This is a genomic window from Mucilaginibacter gilvus, assembly GCF_004054195.1.
Classification (GTDB): Bacteria; Bacteroidota; Bacteroidia; order Sphingobacteriales; family Sphingobacteriaceae; genus Mucilaginibacter; species Mucilaginibacter gilvus.
In genome coordinates this window covers 41,721-66,832 of record NZ_SBIW01000029.1, presented here as the reverse complement: position 1 = coordinate 66,832, position 25,112 = coordinate 41,721, and the positions used below count along the sequence as shown (strand labels likewise).

Annotated in this window: 21 protein-coding genes; 11 read left to right on the top strand and 10 right to left on the bottom strand. The window is 45.5% G+C overall.

The annotated features are described in order from the left end of the window. Window positions 1–404: 404 nt before the first annotated feature. The 5 genes from EPL05_RS22795 to EPL05_RS22775 all read left to right on the top strand — a co-directional run bounded on the left by EPL05_RS22795 (window position 405) and on the right by EPL05_RS22775 (window position 4,530). Window positions 405–1,526 (top strand): AAA family ATPase, encoded by a 1,122-nt coding sequence (locus tag EPL05_RS22795; protein ID WP_128536300.1) that lies wholly within the window; start codon window positions 405–407, stop codon window positions 1,524–1,526. A gap of 152 nt (window positions 1,527–1,678) precedes the next feature. Then, a complete protein-coding gene (locus EPL05_RS22790) occupies window positions 1,679–2,116 on the top strand; it encodes a thioredoxin family protein (RefSeq protein WP_128536299.1) in 438 nt (145 codons plus the stop codon). Then, on the top strand, window positions 2,103–3,056 hold the full coding sequence (locus EPL05_RS22785) for an FAD:protein FMN transferase (protein ID WP_128536298.1): 954 nt from the start codon (window positions 2,103–2,105) through the stop codon (window positions 3,054–3,056). The genes EPL05_RS22790 and EPL05_RS22785 overlap by 14 nt, the downstream gene beginning before the upstream one ends. Window positions 3,057–3,062: 6 nt before the next feature. Continuing rightward, the gene (locus tag EPL05_RS22780; protein ID WP_128536297.1) at window positions 3,063–3,290 is read left to right on the top strand and encodes a DUF4266 domain-containing protein; all 228 of its coding nucleotides are present in this window, start codon (window positions 3,063–3,065) and stop codon (window positions 3,288–3,290) included. A 16-nt stretch (window positions 3,291–3,306) separates the two neighbouring features. Next, window positions 3,307–4,530: a DUF3570 domain-containing protein gene (locus tag EPL05_RS22775; RefSeq protein WP_128536296.1), complete on the top strand. Its 1,224-nt coding sequence runs from the start codon at window positions 3,307–3,309 to the stop codon at window positions 4,528–4,530. Window positions 4,531–4,596: 66 nt separating this feature from the next. On the opposite strand, the gene EPL05_RS22770 is transcribed toward EPL05_RS22775, so the two are convergent. Further along, complete coding sequence (locus EPL05_RS22770; RefSeq protein ID WP_128536295.1) at window positions 4,597–5,364, bottom strand: hypothetical protein; 768 nt, start codon at window positions 5,362–5,364, stop codon at window positions 4,597–4,599. A gap of 6 nt (window positions 5,365–5,370) precedes the next feature. Continuing rightward, window positions 5,371–6,048 carry a cytochrome b/b6 domain-containing protein gene (locus tag EPL05_RS22765; RefSeq protein WP_128536294.1) on the bottom strand — a complete coding sequence of 226 codons (678 nt, stop codon included), beginning with the start codon at window positions 6,046–6,048 and terminating at the stop codon, window positions 5,371–5,373. Between the two features lie 229 nt (window positions 6,049–6,277). On the opposite strand from EPL05_RS22765, the gene EPL05_RS22760 reads away from it, so the two are divergent. The 3 genes from EPL05_RS22760 to EPL05_RS22750 all read left to right on the top strand — a co-directional run bounded on the left by EPL05_RS22760 (window position 6,278) and on the right by EPL05_RS22750 (window position 9,103). Beyond that, window positions 6,278–6,511 (top strand): hypothetical protein, encoded by a 234-nt coding sequence (locus tag EPL05_RS22760; protein WP_128536293.1) that lies wholly within the window; start codon window positions 6,278–6,280, stop codon window positions 6,509–6,511. Window positions 6,512–6,809: 298 nt separating this feature from the next. After that, entirely contained in the window at window positions 6,810–7,997 is a 1,188-nt protein-coding gene (locus tag EPL05_RS22755; RefSeq protein WP_128536292.1) for a Gfo/Idh/MocA family protein, read from the top strand. Window positions 7,998–8,227: 230 nt separating this feature from the next. Then, window positions 8,228–9,103 carry a sugar phosphate isomerase/epimerase family protein gene (locus EPL05_RS22750; protein WP_128536291.1) on the top strand — a complete coding sequence of 292 codons (876 nt, stop codon included), beginning with the start codon at window positions 8,228–8,230 and terminating at the stop codon, window positions 9,101–9,103. A gap of 102 nt (window positions 9,104–9,205) precedes the next feature. On the opposite strand, the gene EPL05_RS22745 is transcribed toward EPL05_RS22750, so the two are convergent. The 7 genes from EPL05_RS22745 to EPL05_RS22715 all read right to left on the bottom strand — a co-directional run bounded on the left by EPL05_RS22745 (window position 9,206) and on the right by EPL05_RS22715 (window position 19,733). Next, window positions 9,206–9,982, bottom strand: coding sequence for a GLPGLI family protein (locus EPL05_RS22745; RefSeq protein ID WP_128536290.1), 777 nt, complete (start codon window positions 9,980–9,982; stop codon window positions 9,206–9,208). A gap of 33 nt (window positions 9,983–10,015) precedes the next feature. Further along, window positions 10,016–12,853, bottom strand: coding sequence for an outer membrane beta-barrel family protein (locus tag EPL05_RS22740; RefSeq protein ID WP_128536289.1), 2,838 nt, complete (start codon window positions 12,851–12,853; stop codon window positions 10,016–10,018). 111 nt (window positions 12,854–12,964) lie between these two features. After that, entirely contained in the window at window positions 12,965–15,691 is a 2,727-nt protein-coding gene (locus tag EPL05_RS22735; RefSeq protein ID WP_166727794.1) for a S8 family serine peptidase, read from the bottom strand. 162 nt (window positions 15,692–15,853) lie between these two features. After that, window positions 15,854–16,687 carry a M57 family metalloprotease gene (locus EPL05_RS22730; RefSeq protein WP_128536287.1) on the bottom strand — a complete coding sequence of 278 codons (834 nt, stop codon included), beginning with the start codon at window positions 16,685–16,687 and terminating at the stop codon, window positions 15,854–15,856. A 257-nt stretch (window positions 16,688–16,944) separates the two neighbouring features. Beyond that, window positions 16,945–17,499 (bottom strand): dTDP-4-dehydrorhamnose 3,5-epimerase, encoded by a 555-nt coding sequence (gene rfbC / locus EPL05_RS22725; protein WP_128536286.1) that lies wholly within the window; start codon window positions 17,497–17,499, stop codon window positions 16,945–16,947. Window positions 17,500–17,505: 6 nt separating this feature from the next. Beyond that, window positions 17,506–17,808, bottom strand: coding sequence for a DUF4286 family protein (locus EPL05_RS22720; RefSeq protein ID WP_128536285.1), 303 nt, complete (start codon window positions 17,806–17,808; stop codon window positions 17,506–17,508). A gap of 116 nt (window positions 17,809–17,924) precedes the next feature. Further along, window positions 17,925–19,733: a tetratricopeptide repeat protein gene (locus EPL05_RS22715; RefSeq protein WP_128536284.1), complete on the bottom strand. Its 1,809-nt coding sequence runs from the start codon at window positions 19,731–19,733 to the stop codon at window positions 17,925–17,927. 201 nt (window positions 19,734–19,934) lie between these two features. On the opposite strand from EPL05_RS22715, the gene EPL05_RS22710 reads away from it, so the two are divergent. The 3 genes from EPL05_RS22710 to EPL05_RS22700 all read left to right on the top strand — a co-directional run bounded on the left by EPL05_RS22710 (window position 19,935) and on the right by EPL05_RS22700 (window position 24,256). Next, complete coding sequence (locus tag EPL05_RS22710) at window positions 19,935–21,752, top strand: alpha/beta hydrolase family protein (protein ID WP_166727793.1); 1,818 nt, start codon at window positions 19,935–19,937, stop codon at window positions 21,750–21,752. A 5-nt stretch (window positions 21,753–21,757) separates the two neighbouring features. Continuing rightward, window positions 21,758–23,386 (top strand): sensor histidine kinase, encoded by a 1,629-nt coding sequence (locus EPL05_RS22705; protein WP_128536282.1) that lies wholly within the window; start codon window positions 21,758–21,760, stop codon window positions 23,384–23,386. Between the two features lie 183 nt (window positions 23,387–23,569). After that, on the top strand, window positions 23,570–24,256 hold the full coding sequence (locus EPL05_RS22700; RefSeq protein ID WP_128536281.1) for a response regulator transcription factor: 687 nt from the start codon (window positions 23,570–23,572) through the stop codon (window positions 24,254–24,256). 147 nt (window positions 24,257–24,403) lie between these two features. Here the strand turns inward: EPL05_RS22700 and EPL05_RS22695 are convergent, their stop codons facing one another. Further along, window positions 24,404–25,021, bottom strand: a complete 618-nt coding sequence (locus tag EPL05_RS22695) for a class I SAM-dependent methyltransferase (RefSeq protein WP_128536280.1) — start codon at window positions 25,019–25,021, stop codon at window positions 24,404–24,406. Between the last annotated feature and the right edge of the window lie 91 nt (window positions 25,022–25,112).

Below are 25,112 nucleotides of genomic sequence, written 5' to 3'. Positions count from 1 at the left end.
AGAGCCGATGGTACTGCAGTAAAATGTGGGAGAGTAGGTCGGTGCCAAATCTTAAAGCCGCAAGGCCTTAACGAGAACCCTTTCATCTAACGATGAAGGGGTTTCTTCGTTTAAAAGAAATTCAGAAAGGCTCTTGTCCGGGAGTTCGGAAATCTTCCACTATTTGTTCACGTTTAACACATGAACAGCGTGAACATGCGTGAACGACTATTAATCAATGCCTTAGCAATATCACACACCCCATTTACTGACACACTCGTGCCACCATAGGCTTTAGCCGTAGCCGTTATATTTGTGTGAAAGGTACATGCTGTAGCCTTTATAAACAGTTGCTGAGGTGATGAGCGTGTTTTTTGTGCGCCAGGCAATACCCCGCTTTTACTACACACAAAATTTTACTCAGAATGAATCAAAACCATGCTTTCAAACGGCCGGATAGTATTGAACAGATCCGTGCGGAGGTGCGGGGAACCCCGTTCAGGCCGGCTAAAAAGAGCGTAAAACAAGTAGTTACCAAACCCGACCCGGACGACTGCCGCTACTTGCTGGCTATTGCCACCGGCAACCGCTGGATGGAACTGGGCGAACGCGAACCTCAGGCGCAAATGCTCTTTGGCGAACTCTGGTTTCAAAACGAGCTCTGCATCCTGTTTGCCGATACCAACGTAGGGAAATCGGTACTGGCGGTGCAGGTTGGGCATAGTATAGCGCAGGGCCGGGCAATTGCGCCCTTTTACCTGCAGGCCCCGCCCGCCACGGTGCTTTATATCGACTTTGAATTATCTACACAGCAGTTTTACCGGCGCTATAGTAACGATAAGCAAGTTTTTAAATTCTCTGAAAATTTTTACCGTGCGCAGTTTAACACCGGTTACCAGCCGGCAGGTGATTACACGCAGGATGACGACCTGCTGATTGCCGCCATCGACTATAAAATAAGGCTGGTACACGCCACGGTACTCATTATTGATAACATCAGCTGCCTGCGCGGCGGTACCGAAAACGCCTCGGTAGCGCTGCACCTCATGAAAAACCTCAAGAACCTGAAAACCGATCATAACTTGTCTATCCTGGTGCTGGCTCATACCCCCAAACGGCGCAACCCCGGCCAGCCGCTCTCGGCCGACGACCTGCACGGTAGCAAGCTACTTATTAACCTGGCCGACAGCGCCTTTGCCATTGGCACCAGCAGTGCCGACCGGCAATTGCGTTACCTGAAACAAATTAAACAGCGCAGCAGCGCGCAGGTATACGGCGAAGATCATATTTGCCTTTGCCGCATTGTAAAACCCCATCACTTTTTGCAGATGCAATTTGAGGGCCACAGCCACGAACGCCTGCACCTGCGTACCCGCCATATGCTGAACCGGGAAATACTGGCCCCGAAGGTAGCCGAATTGGCTGCTAAAGGTTACAAACAACGGCAGATCAGCAGCGAGCTGTGTATTGCCGTAGGGTTGGTGAACAAGCTGATGCCGGGGAAAGTGCCGGTAATTGGTGCGGTGATAACACAGTCCGCAGGCTGAAAGGATGAGAAAGAAAGTTATTTATTAAACAGCCTTGCAAAGTTAATGTCGAATGGGGAGTGGTAACCACCGACCCGCGGCTAAATCTTTAACGATTTACAATACTACGTTGACAGGTACATCGTTAAGAGTTTATTCTTAATCAATAGATCATGAAATTATTAATATTCTTTTTAATAGCCTTAGTTAACCCATCAATAACTTGGTCTGGTAACTTTACCGAAGTTCAAAAGGAGGCAAAGCAATCGCATAAGCTTATTGTGATAAATTTTTCCGGCTCAGATTGGTGCGGGCCATGTATCCGCTTGCGTAAAGAGATATTGGAGTCCGCATCATTTGAACAATACGCTCAAGAACACTTACTATTGGTTCGGGCCGATTTTCCGAGACAGAAAAAGAATAAGCTGAACGAGGAACAGGTGAAACGTAACGAAGCATTGGCAGAGAAATATAATCCCGAAGGAAAGTTTCCATACACCCTATTGGTTGACGAGAACGGTAAAGTATTAAAAGACTGGGATGGCTTTCCAAACGAAACAGCAACGGAATTTGTTGCGCAGCTAAACCAAACTGTAAATGCAGGCCGCTAAAAGCGTAGGCGTGCAATTATCTGTTTATCAACGGGTGCTTAAATTAATGGGTAACCGTTTCGAGATAAGCGTGGTTGCCGAAGAAGAAACCTGGGCAAACTTGCAAATTGATGCGGCGATTGCTGAAATACAGCGCGTGGAGAAATTGCTTACAACCTTTAGCGATGATAGCCAAACCAATCAAATTAACGCGATGGCTGGTATTGCCCCGGTGAAGGTAGAAAGGGAGGTGTTTGACCTGATTACGCGCTCATTAAAAATATCCGATTTAACACAAGGCGCGTTTGATATTACCTATGGCTCCATTGATAAGCGGTTGTGGAATTTTGATGTGAACCTTACATCGTTGCCCGATTTAGCTACCGCGCGCGAATCTGTACGCCTTATTAATTACCAAAACGTACTGTTGAATGAGCAGGAAACAAGTGTGTTTTTAAAAGAAAAGGGAATGCGCATAGGCTTTGGCGGCATTGGAAAAGGTTACGCTGCTGATAGCGCTAAAGCTGTTTTGCAAAAGAACGGTGTACAAAGTGGCATTGTAAATGCCGCAGGCGATCTAATAACCTGGGGAACGCAGCCAAATGGCAAACCATGGACCATCGCGATAGCGGATCCTAACCACAGCGACACTCCATTTTCGGCACTTAACATCAGTAACATGGCCATTGCCACATCGGGCAATTATGAAAAGTACGCGACGATCGACGGGAAAAAGTATTCACATACTATTGATCCTAAAACAGGCTTGCCTGTAACGGGCATAAAAAGTGTGAGTGTTATTAGCCCAAGTGCCGAATTTGCCGATGCTATGGCCACACCCATAACCGTAATGGGTGCCAAAGTTGGCTTGCACCTTGTTAACCAGCTTAAGAATGTCGCCTGTATTATTATCACGGATAATGACACGCTTTATACATCAGATAATATTAAGATCAAATAACTCAACATGAATAAAAAGCCCCTATTAATTGTTGCGTTGGTTTGCCTTGGCTGTGTAGCCGGGCTATCATCATGCAAAACAGTAAAACCCTATCAAAAAAACCGGTTGAACGATTCTGAGATGGAACTGTCGGCCCGTAAATCACAAAAGTTTGAACAAAGTTTTCAGTTATATCGCGAAGGAGCCTCCGGTGCAAACGGTGGCAAAAGCGGCGGTGGCTGTGGGTGTAACTAATTGTTTAAACTAAAAAATGAGAAAATTATATTTAGGCGTAATAGCCATGTACCTGGGTATACTGGCTTCCCATGCGCAAACAAAGCCTGTACCAGTTAAGGATACAACCAACTATGAAGCCCGTAAGCTAAAAATTGATGAAGTGAATTTTGTATCGGCCTATTATAATCAAAACGGCAATAACTCCGCCGTTACGGGTGGTATAGGTACCGAAAAACTCACCGATTTTGCGAACACCATCGATTTGCAAATGTCGCGTTACAGTAAATCGGGAAAGAAGCATACGTTTAATTTCGAGCTTGGGGTAGACACTTATACTTCGGCGTCATCTGATAAAATAGACCCAAACACTGTTTCGTCTGCATCGAGGCAAGACGTAAGGATATATCCATCTTTAAACTGGACGGTATCTGATGACAAAACAGGCAATGCCTTTGGCTTAGCCGGCTCCTACTCGCGCGAGTTTGATTATCAGTCCTTCGGCGCGGGCATTAATGTAACCCGTGTATCTAAAGATAAGAATACACAGTTTGATTTTAAGGCACAGGTGTTTTTAGACAAATGGAAAGTGATATTGCCGGTTGAACTGCGACCGCCTGGGTATGGATCCGGATCGGACCACGAGGATAAGAGGCCGGTTGATTATAAACCGCGCAACTCGTTCAGCACATCCTTTTCGCTTTCACAGGTGATCAACACCCGCCTGCAAATGGCGCTGATCGTCGAACCCTCTTATCAGCATGGCTTATTAGCCACCAAGTACCAGCGCGATTATTTTACGGATGGATCTGTACGGGTAGAAAACCTGCCCGATAGCCGTTACAAGCTCCCGATAGGTTTGCGCTTTAATTATTTTTTAGACGACCATTTTATTGTGAGACTGTTTTACCGTTATTATATGGATAACTGGGGCATAAGGGCCAATACGGCCGAACTGGAGATCCCTGTAAAGCTTACTTCGTTTGTATCAGTAAGCCCCTTTTACAGGTATAATACACAGAGGGGAACCAGGTATTTTGCACCTTACGGGCAGCACAACCCAAACGATGAGTTTTACACCAGCGATTACGACCTCTCTACCGTGCACAGCAATTTTGTAGGCGCAAATTTGAGGTTAACACCGCCGGGCGGCATATTGGGTTCGCAGCATTTTACAGCCTTAGAGCTGCGTGCCGGGCACTATATGCGTTCCACCGGGTTAAATTCAAATATTGTAACGCTTGCATTAAAGTTTAAATAATAAAAAGGAGAGAGGCAATTTACCGCCTCTCTCCTTTTTTATGTTTCTTCATAAAGGTTTTTTAATTTAAAATCGCCTTCCTAATATTATCTTAAATATGGCTTTATCCGTTCCCCTGGTAAAACCGTAACCTGCGCCTGCATTAAATTCCCAATTTGGGTTAAAATCCAGGTCGGTAGCCAAATATACCTGTTGCTGCTGTTGCTGAAAACTATCGTAATGGAAAAATGGGCCGGTGCTGCCATAGTACTCAAGGCCAAGGGCAACCACTTTGCTAATATCATAACTACCCTTTACATTAGGCGAGAATATCAGGCCAAGGCGCTCATCAGGTCCACTGAAGCTTTTTTCGAGGGTTGGGTTTACCGATATATATAATTTTGACCATCGTTTATCAATAATGGGCCTTATTTCTAAGGAGCTTGTATTTGCAGAGAACGCCCTTTTTTGGAAGCCAAACTCTGTAGAAAGGCTTAACCCTACGGGCCAATGCCAGCTTTCGGGCACAGCAACACGGGGGCGAATATGCGAGCCTACGTAAGCTGTTCTGCCACCGCTCCCTTCTGATGTGAAAATGTAAAAGCCAGTCTCAAACCAGGTAGTCCATCCGTGAGTTATCTCAATAGTTTCGTGTATTACATGGTTATCCGGTAATTCTCCGTCGCTCCCGGTCTTAAAACCGCTTGCTGTATAGTTGCTGTGCAACTCCAGCATCGTTCGGCCTTTTTCTATTGTTTGCGAACCGTAAACCTGTATCTCATAATTATCCTGTGCTTTGCACAGGTAATTATTCCATGCTAAAAACAATGCCGTGATAAGTAATAGTTTACGCATATAATTTTAGGTGTTGGCCCCGCCTCCGTTTATCATATCAGATACTATACCTTTCCCCCCTTTGCGTTCTGCAAGGTAAACGCCTGCCACGTGTACCAAAATAAAGGCAATAATTAAATACATACAAAAGCCATGCACCTCTTTTACCGAATGCCTGATGGCTTTGTAAGGTTCCATTGCATCTTCAAAAGCTAAAAACAAACCAGTTACGGCCATCACTATTAATAAGATGTAAAACACGCTGTAAATGGTTTTTACGGTAAGCTCGTGCCTGGCAGCCTGGCGGTTTGCCTTTGTTATTTTAAATTTTTGATACGCGCTCTTCATCTGGCGGATGAATTTTTGGTCGGCCAGTTGGAAAAACTCAAGCAATAATCTAAACAACAGTAAGGCCGCAAGCGCGTAGCCAAAATAAATATGTACACCCCATACGCTATCGCTTAAGGCATGGGCCGCAGATTGCGCCTGTTCATCGTTAACATTGGCGCCCGCTTTTTGCAGCTCCGTTTTCATCAATGCCGATGTAACGCGATCATCTGTAATGGTGGCGTTGATCAGCACCGTTATCAGCGAACCACTGATAACCGCTGCATTAAGCCAGTGCCATAGCCTCAGTGGTGCCGAAAATTGTTTCTGCTCATCAAACTGCGTAATGTTTTTACGGGTAGGTTCTATTAGTGCCATGTGTTAAATATACCGTTTATCATTACATAATAATGCGCGTGTGAAAATTTTTGCCGGGTAAGGATATTGAAGCCACATCCCGTTGCCGGCGCGGTTGTCGCAGTTGTTTAATTCAGAAGCACGCGGGTAACTACACACTGAGAATACTATGCGTTAATTGTTTTTGAGGCTTATTTCAACATTATCAGAACCAAATGGAGCGTGTAGTGTTAATTTAGAAAACAACGTCATGAAAAATCCATTCAAAAAACAAGATAACAGCAATATATTGATAGCCGGTTTAGCGCTTGGGGCAATTTTTGCCGGGGCTATTACTTATCTGTACATCAAACGCAAGGCTGATATAGACGCCGCAGCTGCCGAATTGAAAGCGCACGCACAGGATTATTTAAAAAATAAAGGCGCGCAAATGAAAAAACATAAATCGGACATAAGCGAACTGGCGGATATTGTGCAACATTAATTTGCTTTCAGCTTGTCATTATCGCAAGTATTGGAACGGCGCGCATTTGGGTGCCGTTCCAATATAAACCCGATTGTAGCCTATACCGGCCAAGGTGCCTAAGGCTCCTGTGCGCGTATAAGCGGAAAGCGGGAGCGAGCCGAGCTAAGCACTACTGCCGCTCCTTTACAAATTCTGAATCAGCAGTTTTATCTGCATATCCGCACATCTGCAATCTGCACATCGCGCAGCATATTTGCATATCTGCGCATCTACCCCTATCTTTCCCATCCAATTACAAACTTTACAAAATAACGTTATGAAAATTGCTATGCTTGGCACGGGCTTTATTGCGCGTTTTTATGCTGATTCGTTGGTGGGGCACCGCCGCAGCGATACCCTGCACACCGTTTACGGCCGTAGTGCCGATAAGGCAAAACAATTTGCCACCGATTATAAGCTGCCTCATTACAGTACCGATATGCACGAGGTGATCAATCACCCCGAAGTGGATGTGGTGGTGATCTCTTTACCAAACGACCTGCACCTCATGGCCGTTGAGGCCTGCGCGGCCGCCGGCAAGCATGTACTGTGTACAAAGCCACTTGGCCGTACAGCTGCCGAAGCCAAACAGATGTTGGATGCTGTAGAAACTGCCGGGGTAATGGGTGGCTACCTGGAAGACCTTTGCTACGGGCCGAAGTTTTTAAAATCGTTGGCGAGTGTAAAGGCGGGTGCTTTGGGGCGTATCCTGTGGGCCAAAAGCCGCGAGGCACACCCAGGCCCGCATAGTAACTGGTTTTGGAACAAAGAGCAAAGCGGTGGCGGTGCCATTGTAGATCTGGGTTGCCATTGTATAGAAATAGCCCGCAGTTTTATTGGTAAAGATATTCGCCCGGTGGAGGTGATGTGCTGGGCAGCTACGCAAGTACACCCTATTGATGCGGAAGACAACGCCATCGGCATGGTGAAATATGCTAACGGTGCCATAGGGCAGTTTGAGGTGAGCTGGTGTTTCCGCGGCGGTATGGACCTGCGCGACGAGGTGATGGGTACCGAAGGCACCATCTGGCTCAACAACTTCCTGCGCACCGGGTTTGATATGTTCAGCACTGGTAAGGGCGGCGGTTACGTGGCCGAAAAGGCCGAAAGCAGCAGCGGCTGGCTCTTCCCCGTGGGAGATGAGGTTAACGAGTTAGGCTACAATCACATGTTTACCGATATGTTTGAGGCCATTGAAGGCAAACGCGAGCCCGCCGAAACCTTTTACGACGGCTACGTGGTGAACGCCATTATAGATGCTGCCTACGCGTCCGCAAAAAGCGGCATTTGGGAACCCGTAAAACTCGACGATTGGCGCGGTAGCAACGATACCAAAATAGCCACTGAATTTGCTGTATATGATGAGCAATACTATTTAATAAAAGAAGAGATACTGCCCCACGGCGATAAAAAGTTGATCCTGAAAGATAAGTTGACCGGAGAGGTGATCGTGAGAGACTTGTAAGGAAGTTAAAAGTCGAAAGTAAAAAGTTAAAAGTGAGATGGGCGGTGCCGACTTTTTACTTCCCCCAAGGGCGTTTCCCTTCGGGCCGGGCTATACGCTGCAACTCCTCATTACGTCCTCACCGATAGAAGTGGGGACTGCATTCCGGGGTTTCCGCTGCTATCCCTAACGCAGGTCGGCGGTTATCCCTCCAATAAACTAATGAATAAGTGAACCAATGAACCAGCAAGATGAACAGAAGAAACTTTTTATACAGTAGCGGTATGCTGGCGGCAGCGTCTGCATTGTCGGCAAACGCTGCGCCCCTAATAGGTCACGCACACGGTGTTACCCCCGGCATACAACTATATATGATGCGCGATGATATGGCGAAAGATGTAGCCGGCACTTTAAAGAAGTTGGGTGCAATGGGCTACCGGCAATTAGAAAGCTATGGCAGCGATAAGGGCATTTTTTGGGGGATGAAGAATACGGAGTTTCAAAAACTGGCGGAAGGGTATGGCCTTAAGCTGGTATCTACTCATCATAACCCTATGTCGCTAACCGAGTTTGAACAAACGGCGGCGCAGGCTGCGGAGATAGGAATGAAGTATTTGGTATGCCCATGGCTGGGCCCGCAAAAGCATATCGACTTTTTTAAGCACGCTGCCGATGATTTTAACACCCGCGGCGCTATCTGTAAAAAGCACGGCTTACGCTACGCTTACCATCCGCACGATTATCCTTATAAACCTGTAGACGGTCAGCTGCCTATCAACGTACTTCTTGCCAATACGGATAAGGAACTGGTAGATTACCAAATGGATGTTTACTATACCGTTACAGAGGGGCAAGATCCGTATGCTTACCTTAAAAACCACAAGGGCCGCTTTAAACTCATGCACCTGCGCGATGTACTGAAACATCGCCTCCCAAAAGGCAGCGAGGAAGAATCTGCCTGTGATATGGGGGAAGGGATCATCAATTTTCCTAAACTCCTCTCCGCCGCGCAGGATAGCGGTGTTACCTATTTTTTTGTAGAGCAAAGCCGTTACTACCACGAAACACCGCTACAAAGCGCGAGGAAAAACGCGGTGTACTTGAAGGCGAGCCCCCCAGCCCCCTGAAGGGGGAGCAGAATAATAAAGCCCTTTAGAGAACCTAAAGAGCTTTATTATTTAAGCTTTTCAAAATCCCCCCTCCAGGGGGTTAGGGGGCTCACCGCTATGCTATAGCAAGTAGATCTTAAAAAACTTCTTGCCGTATTCGCCCCAGTCCTTCATTACGGTGGTAAGGGTGTTGAACAGGCTTTTATAGTTTACCTGCTTGCCTTTTACGGGCACTTTTAAAGATGTTTCGGCTATTGGCATATCAGTTACTTTGGTAGCAAACCACGTAACATTCTCGTGTGGTAACGCTACGCCCAGTATCATACCAGGCAAACCTGTGAATGATTCGGGGCCGCCGGAAACAGGGATCTCATCAGAATAAAAAGCAACTACGTAGATAGAATCCATTACAATGGCGTTGGCACGGCGGCAGGTGTAGCCTGCTATCTCTCGGGTTTCATCGGTAATTTTCCAGTTGATCTTACGGGCGGTATCCTTCACCAAAAAATGCTCATCAAAAACTGTTTTGTCGGTGGTAGCAAAGCTGGTGTTCAGGTCGGTATATACCGTGTTTATTTGCTGCGCGAGGGGCATGTTGTCAAACCAGCTATTAGTTGGCGGGTCGTCTGATGCTATGGGCGAGTAATATGTTTTGTTGCCCCCAAAGGTCATTTTGCTTTTTAGCGTTTTAAACTGCGGGTTTAGCTTCTTGTACGATTCGAAGGCCGGGGTGTACCAGCTTTCGTTATCCTTATCTATCGATTTTTTTATGGTAGCGTACATATTTACCTTCTTCTCGTACTCAATGGTGCCCGAGGTGGTAAAATGCGCGTTCTGTGCCGATAAAATGCCGCTGCTCAGCAGGCAGGCAAACAATATAAACAGGTGCTTTTTCATGTGTGTATTATCTTTAATGTTTTAAATATCGCCTTATTTTTTTGCTGATGCACCACCGCCCATTCCGCTAAAATCCCACACTACCGAAAGCATAAAGTACCTGCGGATGGTGGTGTATTTGGTTTGTGTAATGAGGTTGCTTGATGCGCTGCGGCTAAAGCCGGAATTTTGGTTAAGCAAATCGTTACCTCGCAAAATCAGCTTCAAGGTTTCGGCCTTAAGGAATGATTTGGTGATGCTTGCATTGATAATGGTTTGTTTAAAATCATTATCGAAAGATTGTGTAGCTGCCTTGTACTGGTATTGCCCATCGGTGGTGATCTGGAATTTAAACGGCAGGTAAACGCTGATGTAATAATCGGCATTAAAACCACGGCCGTTGTTATTAATATCGGGCTGTAGCGATGACTGGCCGATAGTGTAATCAGGCCCGGCGTTAATATACACCTGGTATTTTTTCTCCTTGTATTTTGATAAGGATAACTGCGCGGAATAATTGTAGGACTTAGTACGGTTAAGCGCTGTTGGCAAAGGTGGCCTGGTAACAAAGCTGTAGTAAATATTGCCGGTGGTGCTTAATCTTGCACCCAGGTTAATGCCTCCTAAACCCGTTAATTTGCGGCCCATATCTATATTCAAATTATAGTTTGATGGCTTTTTGTTGGTTAAATTAACAGCTTGTATAACGCTTTTGCCCAATGTATCAGTCACCACATTATTTATGATAGGGTTTGTGGTGAAGCCATAATTACCGTTCAGCCAGATAGATTGCTCGCTAAGTACCTTGTACATGTTGTACCATAAGCCAAAGCGGTGGGTGAACGATGGGTTGAGTAGCGGGTTACCAATAACCACGTTAAGCGGATCAGTGTTTACACGGATGGGCTGTAACTGATCAATTGTCGGCTGGGTTTGGTTACCATAGTAGTTTACATTTAACGAGCCGTAAGTAGATATTTTATACTGGTAGTTGGCGCTGGGGTTCCAATTAATGAAACTGCGTTTTGCCGAATTCCCACTTAGGGCATCTTCCTGTTTAAACGTTACATCGGCTATCCTGGTGCCAAAGCGCAGGGTGCTTTTACCCCGTTTGTAGTTAAAGTTAAGCCCGCCTTGGTTAGATACCTGGTTAAAAATGTAGTGGTTACTTAACGAAGTGTTCAGCAGATTATATTCGTTAGGTGCAGATTGATCGAAGGATTTTCTGTCGGAATTACTGTTATTAAAGCTTAGCCCGTAGCTTAAAATGGCCGAAAGGTATTTAGATAACGGCTCGGTGTAAGTAACGTTGGTATTTACTTTGGATGTTTTGGTGTTATCTGTCTTCAGCTGGTCTATCACCTGGCTGCTGTCTAACAGGCCCTGCTTGTTGTAAAAACCCAGGTTCGATTTTAAAAAGCCGTTAGATTTGTTGTCGTTAAAACCGGTAGTAAAATTAACCGACAAGGTGCGGCCCTTTTTCTTTAATTTTTTGGTGTAGAATGTAGAGAAGTTAAACAATTGCTGGTCTACTTCATTATCAACATCGCGCTCATTTTTGTTAAGCAAGCTGGCATCGCCTCTACGGCTGGTGCTTTTGTTTGTGGTACGGGTAGTACTGTTTTTAAGGGTACCGTCTACCGTGAATTTTATGGTAGATGTAGTGTCCAGTTTTATAGAGAAAGCCGCATCCAGCTTCTGGCGGAACATGTAGTTATCAAAAGTTTGGTCGGTAACGCTGTTGATGGTACCTACTTTACCGTTGGCATCTTCAGGCAAGTTTTGCTGCGTTATGGTATTGCGCGTACCATCTACAGATAGCGAGCCTATCTTATAGTTGGTGTTTATAGTGTACTTGTCGTTCTTCCATTTATCGTCGTAATGCAAACCGCCGGTACGTGCCACGGGTTTCCCATCGCCATCATACCTGCCGCTGAACGAATCGAGCCCGTTATCGCCACTGCTGCCATCGAAAAAAGCGCCGCCATCATCGCCGAATTGTATGCCACCACTCGAACCTAATTTGTTATTGTCTTCCCAGCCCAACCCGGTTTTACCCGTATTGCCTATGGTGCCATAAGCCGACATCTTCTTCTTGCCTTTAAATTTATTATAAAGCCCCAGGCCCTCATAATAGCCATCGGTACCAACGCCGGCATCTATTTTACCAAAGTAACCGTTCTTTTTATCTTCTTTTAGCTTAATGTTGATGGTTTTTGTTTTCTCGCCATCATCAATACCGGTGAAGGTAGCCTGGTCGCTTTTTTTATCGTAAAGCTGCACCTTATCCACCATATCGCCACGGATGTTTTTGGTTACGAGGGTAGGGTCATCACCAAAAAACTCTTCGCCATCTACCAGTACTTTAGTTACCGTTTGGCCCTGGGCCGTTATCTTGCCGTCTTTATCCACCTGTATACCGGGGAGTTGTTTCAGCAGGTCTTCTACCTTAGAGTTTGGCTGAATTACAAATGCCCTGGCATTGTATTCCGTAGTATCGCCCTTGATTTTAATTGCAGCAACGGTTCCCTTGATCAGTACTTCTTTTAACAACCTCGATTTTAGCGACATATTGATGTTGCCGAATGCATGGTCGGCATGTACCGAATCTAAAGTGAATTTTTCTACATAGTCGGCATAATCGGGGTAGGTAACCAGCAGGATAAAATTGCCCTTGCCCAGGTTAGCTATATTGAAAGCACCGCCCGTGGTAGCGCGCATAAATTTGCGCAGGGTTGAATCTTTTGCATTTAAAACACTTATCGAACTGTTTAATAGCCCAACGTTGGCAACAGAATCGCGAATGGTGCCTTTAACAGAATAAGTTTTTTGTGCGAGTGCTGAAAAGGAGCAAAGTATTAGTAATAAAAACGCGGTAAATGTTAATTTCATCGGTGATGGTTTAGAGGCAGCAATGTATAACTAAATTCTTAGTAGAAGAAATTAAACTTGTTAAATATTGTTAAAAACAGCCCTTAGAGTGTTAAAATCACAATATTGTTACTAAAGCTTAATGATCTTGGTTTTGTAGAGGATGGCGCCCTTAAGGCCTATGGTACAAATATATATGCCCGGGATTACACTCACGGGAATATTGTTTTGCAGCCCGTTAAAGGTTTTGCTAAAGCGTAAGATACCCATGGCATCGTATAATTTTAGCTCGTATTCTTTCAACTCCCCGCTGAGGATGTTAAGCTGTGTGGTAACCGGGTTTGGATATATAGTGAATTGATCGGTTTGTAATAATATGGCGCTTGCCTTATCCGAGTATATGATTTTGCCATCGGTGGTGACGAGTTTCGCCCGATAGTAGTTAATCCCTTTTTTTGGCGCGGGGTCGGTAAATTGATAGGGGAAACCGTTCGCGGCGATGGGGGTGCTGCCAATAACTGTGTATTTATCGGGACCGGTAAGTTTTTCCCAGGTAATATCTTTCAGGTTTACTACGCTCCCCACGGATAGGCTCAACACTATTTTTTTATCGGCGGTTACGTCTGCCAAAAGCGTTTTTATATAGCAGCCCACGCCTTGTGTGGTAGCATCAATGGTATAGCTTTTTATACCGTTAAACCCGTTGCCCTGCGCGCTTACTGCAAAATATTTGGAGGTTTGCATTGTAGCCGGGATGATGACGGTAGTATCAGGAGTGGTGGTTAGCGACTGTAAAATATTATCCTTAATACTGTAGATGGTATAACCGGTTGTGCCCGGTTGCGGGTTCCAGTGGAGCAGGGTGCCATCCGTACAGTTAAAGCCTACATTTAAGGTTAATGGTTTGGAAATACTAAATTCCTTGCCGACGTACTCCTGCCCGTTAATGGCTATTTTAAATATGGCTTGTGTAAATACATCGGGGCTTGGCCATTTATAAAATCCATCAGCCAGATTTACATTGGCAAGGGGCTGCCAGCTAAGGCCGTGGTTATAGCTCACACTTAATTGCCCGGTTACGGTATTGTAGGAGCTTTGCCAGTGCAGGTAATTATCATCGCCGGCAAATAGCTGCCCGTTTGCGGATGGGAACGTCCATTCAAAAGTATTGGCAAGGCGGGCGGTGTAAGTGATATAAAAGGCTTGCGCGTTTGTGGTGACACGATTGCCGCTTACAGTGATGGTGTAAACGCCGGCCTCAGGGTTTTGCAAGGTCACTTGCTCGGTATTATTCAGGGTATCGCGCTGGCGGGTTGCCGGTTTTGTTAACGAATCTACGGCGGGGTAAATGCTAAGTACCCATGGCAGCAAAGTTTGGCCGGATGGTGTACTAACCCGTAGGTCGAGGTCGTTTACCAAAGCCGATGGGGCGTTAAGCGTGGCCGGTGCATCAATCCAGGTTAAAGATATTTTAAGGAGATCGCAGTTGGCGGGTACTGTAATTTGGTAACTGGTTTGCCCGTTGTTGCTTACACTGCCGCTTTTAAAGCGCCCATCTGTTAATATACGGAGAGCCTCCAGTGCGTTTAATTTGCCATAACCTGTTTTAAAATCTACCGCGGGGGTGCCTATATCGTCGGCAGCGTTGATGAGGGCGCTTTTTAGCAAAGCGCCGGAAGGCAGTTTGTGGTATTGTTTTTTATAGGCTTGCTGCAATAATGCTATTGCGCCGGAGGCAAGCGCCGCGGCACCTGAGGTGCCGTCTTCTCCTTCGGCAACAAATTCGGGTTTTACCCGGCCATCGTAGGCAGGGCCGGCTGAACTTAACGCTTCGGGGATGTTGGTGCGGCCGGTGCCGCCTACTACAATGATGTTTTTGGCCTGTTTAAACGTGCCCGAAAGGTTGGCCACGTTAGCTATCCCGTTGTACAGGCCCGTGTTAGATGTTGTGGTGCCGATATTGCCCGAAGAGAAAACATGTACCAGCGTATCTTGTGCATAGAGCTGCGCATCGTAAGCCGCCGCCTCGATGCCGTAAAAGTTTTCGATACCAACGCCGTAGGAGTGGTTTTGAACGCTGATGTTAAAGTTTTTAAAATAAGGGGTGCTATCGGGCGATAACCTGGCAAAATCTGAGGAAGTGTAGCGCACCGCAGGGGCGGCACCCAGCCCTTTTATATAGGAATTACCGTTGCCGCCTATGAGGGTTGCCATGATGTTGGCATGGCCGGATATATTTGGAGATGCCGGCACAGCGGTAAAAGAGCGGCCCATCAGGTCTATATCGGTTTCGTCGTAGTTATCTTCTTTAAGGCTTACATTAATGCCGCTGCCATTAATGCCCGGGTAATTGCCGGCAATGGCCGATATGCTATTCACGCCGAGGTCGATATTATCTATCGCCAGTTCGGTATGCGCTTTGCGTACCAGGCCGGCAAAAATAATGTTTGGGTTCTTTAGTATTGTTGCGAGCTGTTTAAGCGGCAGTTTTACAGTAAGCATATTGCCGGTCGCGCTAACAATTTCGGCTGTTTGTCTGATCGTGGCAACACTATTTTCGCCTGTGCGGTTAAGCACCAGCGTTATCAGTTTTGTACTGTTTGGGTGGTCTGTACTTAGTTTCGCCAGCCCGTCGTCGGCCTTCCAAAGCATATTTGCAGGGGCTATAGCGACCATGTTTTCACCGGCATTTATTTTTTGTGCCGAGGAGAGGATGTAGGAGTTATAAGAGACTCTTTTTAAGAGCCGAAATTTTTTTGATGCAATGCGCGAAGGGGCATTGAAATTTACGAGGTAATAATAAAGACTGTCGCTTTGCCTTTCTGCGATGAGCTTCCCGCCCGAATATATAGCGCTCACAGATCTGTCGGTACGGGTAGTTTGCGCCCGACAAAAAACAAAACATAGCATAAGAAACAACAGGCAGATACCTTTTTTCAGCATAGCGGGTATAACAACATAAAGGGGAGCGTACACTCCCCTTTATGTAAAACTAACACTTAATTTTTAATTAATTTGAACTTAGTATAAGTAGTTCAACGCAACTTTATCGTTTGCGTTAAAGGTACGGTCGCCGCCGTTAGAACAGGCAAGCATCCATGAGTTTGCATCCGCAGCGGATGGTGTGCCTGGTATCAGGATGGCTCCAATATTAGAAGCACCTTCGTTTGTTGGTGTACCACCGCAGCTATAAGCGCGGTTAAAGTAATCGGTGTGGCGGAAACCAATGCAATGGCCCATTTCATGCTGTAAAACTGAGGTGAGGTAATTTACGTCGGGGTTGGTGCCATATGCCTGGGCATTGGTATTCATTTGGATCTGGCTGTAAGGGTTGCCTTTTCTGGTGGGAAAACCAGATGAGCCTAAAGTGATATAACCGCCGCTTGGGCCCTGGTTGAAGCCAATTACCTGTATCTCGCCACCGCTGCTTACAAACTGAAACTTAAGGGTTAGGTTAAGCGCGTTGTAGCGTGCAATGGCGTTTTGAGTAGCTGTACTATACACGGTTGGCAGGTTTGAGATAGATACCGTAACAGTGCGCGGTAAGTTTTTTACCAGGTTTGTTGTTCGGTACTGTTCAGATTCGGCAATGCGTAAAACGGGGCCAGTGCTTCCTTCGGCAAAGTTTTCATCTGTAAGTAAAATGTCGCCTTCTACCAGGTAGCCACCTTCAACTTTATGTACCTGATCGGTACTGAAGCCCATGGCAGCGATGTTTTGCTTCACCTGAGCAGATACCCCTGTAGACGCTACTGGTGTTGTGTCGGTAGTTTTTGCGTTTTTTTGGCAAGCGAAAAGCACGGTAGATACCACCGCAGCCGCAAGGGCGGTTTTAAATAAAAAATTTGTTTTCATGTAAATGTAGTTAAGTAATGTTTTGGGTTAAGTGAGTTAAGTGTTAGTTATTTGTTTTGTTAAGTTTATCTATATACGGAGGGTGTAAATTTTTGGTTACACAATTATTAACAAATAATTAAAATGTTAATAATTAAAGAAACAATGTTGATAAGAATGGCTCGCGTAGTAACTCAGGGGAAATAGGAATAAAGTTACGGGTAAAAAAAATGCCCGCGACTTATTCAGCCTCGGGCATTTTTTATGGGGATTTGCGTTTAGTAGGTAAAAGGGCTTTTCCAATCTGCAAAACCGGGGAGCACCTGGTCTTTGGCAGATACAACCGCTTCAGTTTCGGTAACACCCCAGCCAATGGCCAGTTCAGGGTCGTTCCAAAGTACGCCGGTTTCTGATGCCTTATCGTAATAGTGGGTTACTTTGTAAGCAAAAATGGTGTTATCTTCCAAAGTTACAAAACCATGCAGGCAGCCTGGCGGTAGCCATAGCTGTAAGTTATTCACCGCATTTAGTTCAATAGCAACGTGCCTGCCATAAGTTGGCGAGCCTACGCGCCCGTCTACCGCAACATCCATTACGCTGCCCTGTAGTACGCGTACCAGCTTACCCTGCGCAAAGGGGTTTGCCTGAGCGTGCAGGCCCCTAACCGTACCTTTTTGCGACATGGATTGGTTGTCCTGCAAAAAATCTGCATCTATGCCAATTTCGGCAAGAGTGCGTTTGCTGTAGCTTTCGTAAAAATAGCCGCGGTCATCGGTAAACACGCGGGGTTCCAGTAGCAGTAAACCGGGTATAATGGTTTCGGTAACGGTCATATTTTTCTAATCTACAGTTTTCATTACGGTAGTAAATATTACAAACCTTTCGGCAAAGCGCACCTGGTGGATCTCCTGGAACTGGAAAAGGTGTTTACGGTAATATTCCTGGAATTGCTCCATCGTATCGGCCATGTATTGCACACAATAAGTGATGCCATCGTTAGGCGAATCGATAATGGTTAATACCTGGTGCGAGCTAAAATGGCCCGTTGCCATAATGGCGGGTACCTGCACCTCTTTTATCCAGGCAAGCCATTCCTGCTCAACTGTATCTTCCAGGATAAAGGTTTCGTTATAAATGATCATGGGGCAAAAGTACTAATTTTTTGATTTCACAGATTGAAGAATGATTTCACCGATTTTTTTTATTTAGTTAAACACAACCGCACGTTCGGAATTAATACTACTCAAACTCAAACTCACTAAGAAGCCTCATTCTTATCACCCCTCAGCAGCCGGAAGCGTTTGCGGGCATCGTTTAGCCAGAGGCTGCCGGGATAGTCGGTAATAATTTTTTGGTAAAAGGTTTGGGCGAGGGCCGGGTTGTTCAGCTTGGTTTCGTACAGATCGCCGAGCATAAATACGGCATCGTCTGCCCAAAGGTTATCGGGGTAGTTATCGGCAATTTGTTTCAGCAGCACCACCGCGTCGGTATATTGTTTTTGCTGGATAAGGATTTTGGTTTTGGCCATCAATACATCGGCAGCCAACGCGTTGCCCGGGTATTTTTTGCCAATGCTATCCAGCGTAAGTATAGCTTTGTCGGTTTGTTCGGCAAATATCAGCAGGTCGGCACGGGCGTACATTTTTAGGGCACTTCCGGCGCTGTCAATTGCCAGGTTATCAGATATCAATAGCGATAGATTCAGCGCATCGTTGGCTATCAGCTGCGTGGTGGCTGCTTTTAAAACATCCAGCTGGCGGCGGCTTAAGTTAAAATCGCCGGTGTAGTAAGCCAGTTTGGCATTGCGTAAAAACGCTTCCTGCCCAACAGTCGTGTTGGGGTTCCCAAGTTCCACCTGGCTATAAGTTAAGGTGGCATCCCATGGCTGGTTGTTTAGCAGGTATATATCGCCCAGGTCCATTTTGCAGGCGGCCAGCAGATTTGGCCGAACATCGGCAATGGCAACGGCACTTTCCAGCAGGGTTTGGGCGTCTTTTAGTTTGTGTAGTTTAAAGGCCTGCAAGTTGGCCAGTTTCTGCATGGCAAAAACGGTACTGCGGTTGCGGCCAAATTCATTCAGCAGGTTAAGGTAATCCTGCTCAAGGCCCAGCAGGTCGGCCTGTGTGTATTTACCCGAAGTAACTTTTAAGTTTTTGGTGTTGATGAGCTCTATTTTTGCCGATACATAGTTGGGATTATCTTTTCCCTTGGCAATAATATACTCATACCCGCGGATGGCCTCGTCATAAGCCTCGTTGGTGTTCAGCGTGGTACAAAGTTCATAAATATTGCTGCCGTCGTCGTTTTGGCGGCGACTCAGGGCAAGTGCCTGGTTAAGCGCCTGTGCAAAATCTTTTTGCTGCAGGTATTGCCAGGTAAGCAGGTTTACATATATAAGCTGCTGTGGATCTTTCTGGATACGTTTCAGCAGCGCGAATTTGAGGATATCATAATCCTGCGGCCCTTCGTAAACCGAAGCCAGCATGCTTTCGGCCTGGCCCAAAAAGGGTTGATTTGCGGGGAGGAAATTCAGGTATTCTTCGGTCAGCCCGTTTTTATCGCGCTTGTAACGGTACAGGTTTATCAGTTCGAAAGAAAATAGCGCGTCGTTATGCAAGATCTTCCGCCCTTGCTGAAAGATCTTCACCGCGTAATCCACATTGGCGTTCTGGTAAAACTGTGATGCTATGGACGCGATCTCGTTTTGCTCGGCCGGCAAATTTTTTATCAGGTCGGTATAAATGGCATCGGCTTTATCGGTATTGCCTTGTTGGGTATATATAGTACCAAGGGCGATGGTGTACTCGTAACTGGCCGGGTGCTTGCGCACCATTTTTTTTGTAATAGCCTCTGCATCGTCAAATTTTTTTGCGCTTAACAGGGCGTTAAGGTACTGCTGGTAAAAAGCGTCGTTATCTTGCTTGTACAGTTTAAGGTAAATATCCAGGGCCTTTTGGGTGTCACCGTTTTGCGCGTATTGCCGGGCCAGCAGCAAGTCGTTGTTTTGTGCAAAAAGTTTTGCGCTGCAAGTAAAAAAGAGTATAACTATGATGAAAAAACGCTTCATTCTTTTTCTATATTTATGCGCCCCCGTGAATTGTATATAACGTTGTTGCAGGGTAAAATTGTAGTGACATTTGCTTTTGCATGTTTTAAAATAAGTAATTTGACCCTTAATTATAAATTAAGCCTGTAATTCATGCCTGGCCGCCTTAGAATTTTATTCGTCGCTTTTTTTGCCTTATTGTGTGCCTGTAAGCATAACGAGGTGAGACAAATTCCTGTGAGCGACTTTTTTAGGACGCCTGAGAAAAGCTTTTTCAAAATATCTCCCGACGGTAAATTCGTATCGTACCTAAAGCCTTATAAAGATAAGCAAAATATCTACATCAAATCGTTGCAGACCGGTGCCGAACAGATGGCCACCGCGTATACCGATTATTCGGTAAAAGATTATTCGTGGACGTATAACAACCAGATAGTTTTTACACAAGATATTATCGCCAACGACGAATTTAGGGTATTTACGCTGGATGTTGCCAGCCTGAAGATCAAAAACCTGCTTAATTTGGATAAGGTGCGCATCCGTATTCTAAACCGAAACCGCCTGCAGCCTGATGTGATCACGGTAAGCATGAATAAGCGCGACGCCGCCAACTTTGATGTGTACCGCATGAATGTAAAAACCGGCGAATTGAAACTATACATCCAAAACCCCGGCAACGTTACCCGCTGGTATCCAGATCCTAACGGGGATATCCGGTTGGTGAAAGTGTCTGACGGGGTTGATGAGACCATCCTGTATCGCGCCAACGAAAAGGCGGCCTTTAAGCCCATCATCAAAAACAATTTTAACGATAAGGTGGAGCCCGTTGCTTTTACAGGTGAGAAGAATTATTTCTATGCTTTATCTAACGTTGATAGGGATAAAACTGCCGTGGTAGTAATAGATGCCGACCGTGGTAAAGAGGTAAAAGTAGTATACGCCAGTACCACTGCAGATATTATGGACCTGGCCTATTCTAAAAATAAGCGCCGTATTGAGTACGCTTATTGGGATGAGGCCAAGCCCCAAAAGCATTTTTTAAATAACGATGTTCAAAAGCTTTACAGCAATATTGCGGGTAAGCTGAAAGGCGATGAGATGAACATTGTTGACCGCGACAGCGCCGAGAATAAATTCATCATTAATACCTATACGGATAAGAACCCCGGTTCGTATTATTTATACGAGAAGAATGAAGATAAGCTAACCAAGCTGGCGGATATCTACAGCGGCATCCATCCCGAAGAATTTTGCGCTATGCGCCCCATTAGCTTTAAAGCATCAGACGGGCTGATACTTAACGGATACTTAACCGTGCCCAACGGAAAGGAAGCCAGGAACCTGCCTGTAGTTGTAATGCCGCATGATGGTATCTGGAGCCGCGACTCGTGGGGATACGATGCCGAGGTGCAGTTTTTGGCCAACCGCGGTTATGCGGTGTTCCAGGTGAATTACCGTGGCTCGGCGGGCTATGGTAAGGCTTTTCGGAAGGCGGGCTTTAAACAGGTGGGTAGCAAAATACAGGATGATATTACCGATGGCGTGCATTGGCTGATAGACCAAAAAATAGCCAACCCCAAAAAGATAGCCATTTTTGGTGGCGGGTTTGGCGGGTTCTCTGCACTGTATGGGGTATCTTTCCACCCGGATCTGTATAACTGTGCCGTGGTAAAATACGGGCTTATCAACTTTTTTACCTATCTAAAAGATGCGCCGGCCTTTTACAAGCCATTTTTAAAAATGACCTACGAAATGATTGGCGACCCCGAAAAAGATGCCGAGCAGCTAAGGGCCATATCGCCTGTTTTCCATACCGATAAAATAAAAAGCCCGCTATTAATATTCCAGGGCGCTAAAGATCCACGAGCCAACATCAGCGAGCTAAACCAATTTGTACGCGAGTTAATGAAACGTAACGTGCCGGTTATTTACCGGTTAAAAGAAAACGAGCGCGCATTTTTCCGCAGCGAGCATAATCGTATGGAAATGTACGCCGAAATAGAGAAGTTTTTGGATACCAACATGCAGGGTAAACAATAGCCGCTATGAAGGCGCAAAACAAAATCTACCGCACCAATTTTTCGTTGATAACCGCCTTTTTGGTCCTGATAACGGTAACGCTTATCATCGCCATCTTTATATCGTACAAGCTTACTTCCAAATATGTGGAAAATGAATTCGCCTCCAAAAAAATTGAGGTGCTGGAGCAAACCATTCGCCCTTATAACGATTTTTTCTTCACCAAAATTCCAGAAATAACCTCCTACCAGGGCTTCCTGGATTCGGCGTCGGCAGCCAATTATTCGGCAACGGTTTTTAGCGCGTACCCTTTTGTGCGCAAGGTGTTGTTTTACGATATACAAATAGGCAACCCAAAACCAGGTAACCCGGATGGGATATCTGTAAAAACCATTTACCGGTACAAACCCAAAAATGGCGGCATTGCCGGTGTAAAGGATATGAGCAGCGCCGCCGACGATGATTTTAAGCAGATGGCGCTTAAGCTGAATACTTTTATCAGTGTAGCCGATACCTCGCGACTGCCAACACAAGACGAGATATTTAAAACATTTTACAACGTTAACCCCGATAAGATAAGTTACGTTAACATCCCCCGCCGGGAAGATATCCGTATATACCGGGCTTTGCTGCGCAATAAACGAAACGATGGCTTTGGCAAGCAAAATATGATGACTTTCTCGCTCGACCCCCATTTTTTAAAGGTAGATAATACGCACAGAGAGTTGTACCAGGAGGTAACCATACAGCCCGTGGTTTACGACCCGCTGGACGTGGCGAAGGAAAAAGTGATCACCGAAGCGGCACTGCCGGGGGCGTTCTCTAACTTTAAGCTGTACTTTAGTTCGGAGCGATCACATTTAGATAAGGAGATAGATAGACGATACCTGCCCATCGGCGCCATATTGCTGCTGATCTATTTTTTTCTGGTACTCATCAGCTACCTTATTTACCGTAATTTAAATGTGAATTTAAAGGTGTTTAAGCTGCAGTATGATTTTATCAACAACTTTACCCATGAGTTTAAAACCCCGGTAAGTGTTATAAAAATTGCAGGATCAAACTTAAGGAGCGATGCCGAACTAAGCGAACGCCAGCGCAAGCACTATGGCAAGATACTGGATGAAGAGGCAGATAAGCTAAACGAACTGATGAATAAGCTGCTATCCTTTACACAGCTGGAGAACCGCTCTATCCATGTAAAGCGCGAGGAAATAAACCTGCGGGAATTTGTAAAAAGTTACATTGATACCTTTAAAATTAAATACCCGGATTTTAAGCTGGAGCAACAGGTGGAAGTTACCAAATTCAACAGCGACCCGGTGCTGCTTGGCAGCGTTTTTCAGAATTTGATGGAGAATGCCTATAAGTACTCGCATCCCGGAAAAAAGGAATTATTCATCACGATAAAACAGGAGAAGCGTAATATTGTATTCTCTTTTGCAGATAAGGGCATAGGGATGGAAAAGAACGAGCAGGGCGACGTGTTTAAAAAGTTTTACCGCATAGAGAACCAGTACAACCAAAACGGCAGCGTTGGCTTAGGTTTGGCTTTTTGCAAAGAACTGGTGAACTTTATGGGCGGTACTATAGCACTGAACAGCAAAATAAATGAAGGTTCGACGTTTATTGTTACATTGCCGATGGAAAATTAACCAAGCGCAGGCGGTGGGGCAATAAAGAAACGTCATGCCGAATTTATTTCGGCACCCCACATGCAAAGTAAGCAATATGCTAACGCTTAGCATGTCGGCGACGTGTCCTGTGGGGTGCTGAAACAAGTTCAGGATGACGAGTTTTTCAATCTGGGTTTTTAGAAGATATTTTTACGATAAAACATGAACAAAGAAATTAAAATAGCGCTGGTAGAAGACGACGAAAACCTAAGGTTTTTAGTGGCCGAGCGCCTGCAAAGCGAAGGGTATAAAGTTTTAGAATCGGCCAATGGTATAGAGGCTGAAAGCATGATACTGGCCGAGCAACCCGATATTGTACTGCTGGATTGGATGCTACCCGGCAAGCAAGGCTCTGAAGTGTGCGCTACACTGCGCGAAAAGGGTTTTGATAAACTGGTAATTATGATGACTGCCAAGGCGCAGGATATTGATAAAATAGGGGCATATAATTTCGGTGTGTCTGACTATATCACCAAGCCTTTTAATATGGATGTGCTGGTGGCGATGATAGACAGTAAGATAAAATTCTCGCTGAACAATGAGAAAACCGAATCGCATAAATTCGGCAATATGGAGCACCTGCCCAATACCCACCTGTTGATTCGCGATGGCCGCAAAACCGAACTGACTATTTTAGAGAATCGCATTTTGCTTTACTTCCTCAAAAATAAAAACAAGGTGATTAACCGCGAAGAACTGATGATGGAAGTTTGGGGCTACAACGCCGATGTGAACACCCGTACGCTGGATATGCATATTGTGCGCCTCCGCAAAAAGATAGAGAACAATCCCGATTCGCCAACCTATTTGCAAACGGTTAGAGGGATAGGGTATAAGTTTGTGTATTAGAGAGAAGTCGTTTTCGTCACCATGTCATTACGAGGATCCGCGCAGGGTGGTGAAAAGGGGCGACGTGGCAATCTCATAGGACGGACCGTATGCTGAGGTTGCCGCGCTTCGCTCGCAATGACATGAATTGTAGTTTAGCCGCGAGTGTTATTTTCTATACATTCTCGTCACTACAAAATCCTTAAAAAATAATTTCGTCTCTTTAACTGAATAGCCCAGCCTTTCAAATTCCTTACCCACGTGGGGCAACCGCCACGATTCTACCCCGCAAAGCACTTTAAAAAATAACAGCATACTTTTCAGCATTACAAACTGCCACCATTTGCCCGTCAGCTGAAAATCCGTATTCAGCCAGATGCCTCCGGGCTGTAGCATTTGATGGATGTGATCGAACGTTAAAGGCAGCGTCGTTTCTTTATAATTATCGAACAAAAAGGGCGTGATGATCACATCAAAATACTCAAGGTAATTAACATTCTCTATCGCTTGGTTAATAAACTCGACTTCGTTGGCGGCTGCATTTCGCTTGCGGGACAGGGCCATCATTTTGGCAGAGATCTCCACGTAAACCAGGTGCAAACCAGCGGGATGTACCTTTGCTATTTCTTCCAATATCCAGCCCGTGCCGCCGCCAATAATTAAAACTTTAGCGCCCGCCGGTATCCGCGGTAAAAAGTACGCTTGTGCATCAACCAGCGCGGTACCAAACACGGCGCGCGACAAACCATCGTAAAAAGAAGCGGAGTTATCGTAATTGCTTGCCATTTATTTGCTTATGCTTTTTTGGTATATTTAGCTAAATCTTAATTTGTAATGCGAATAAGGGTATCTACAGCGTATACTTTTATAAGGATTA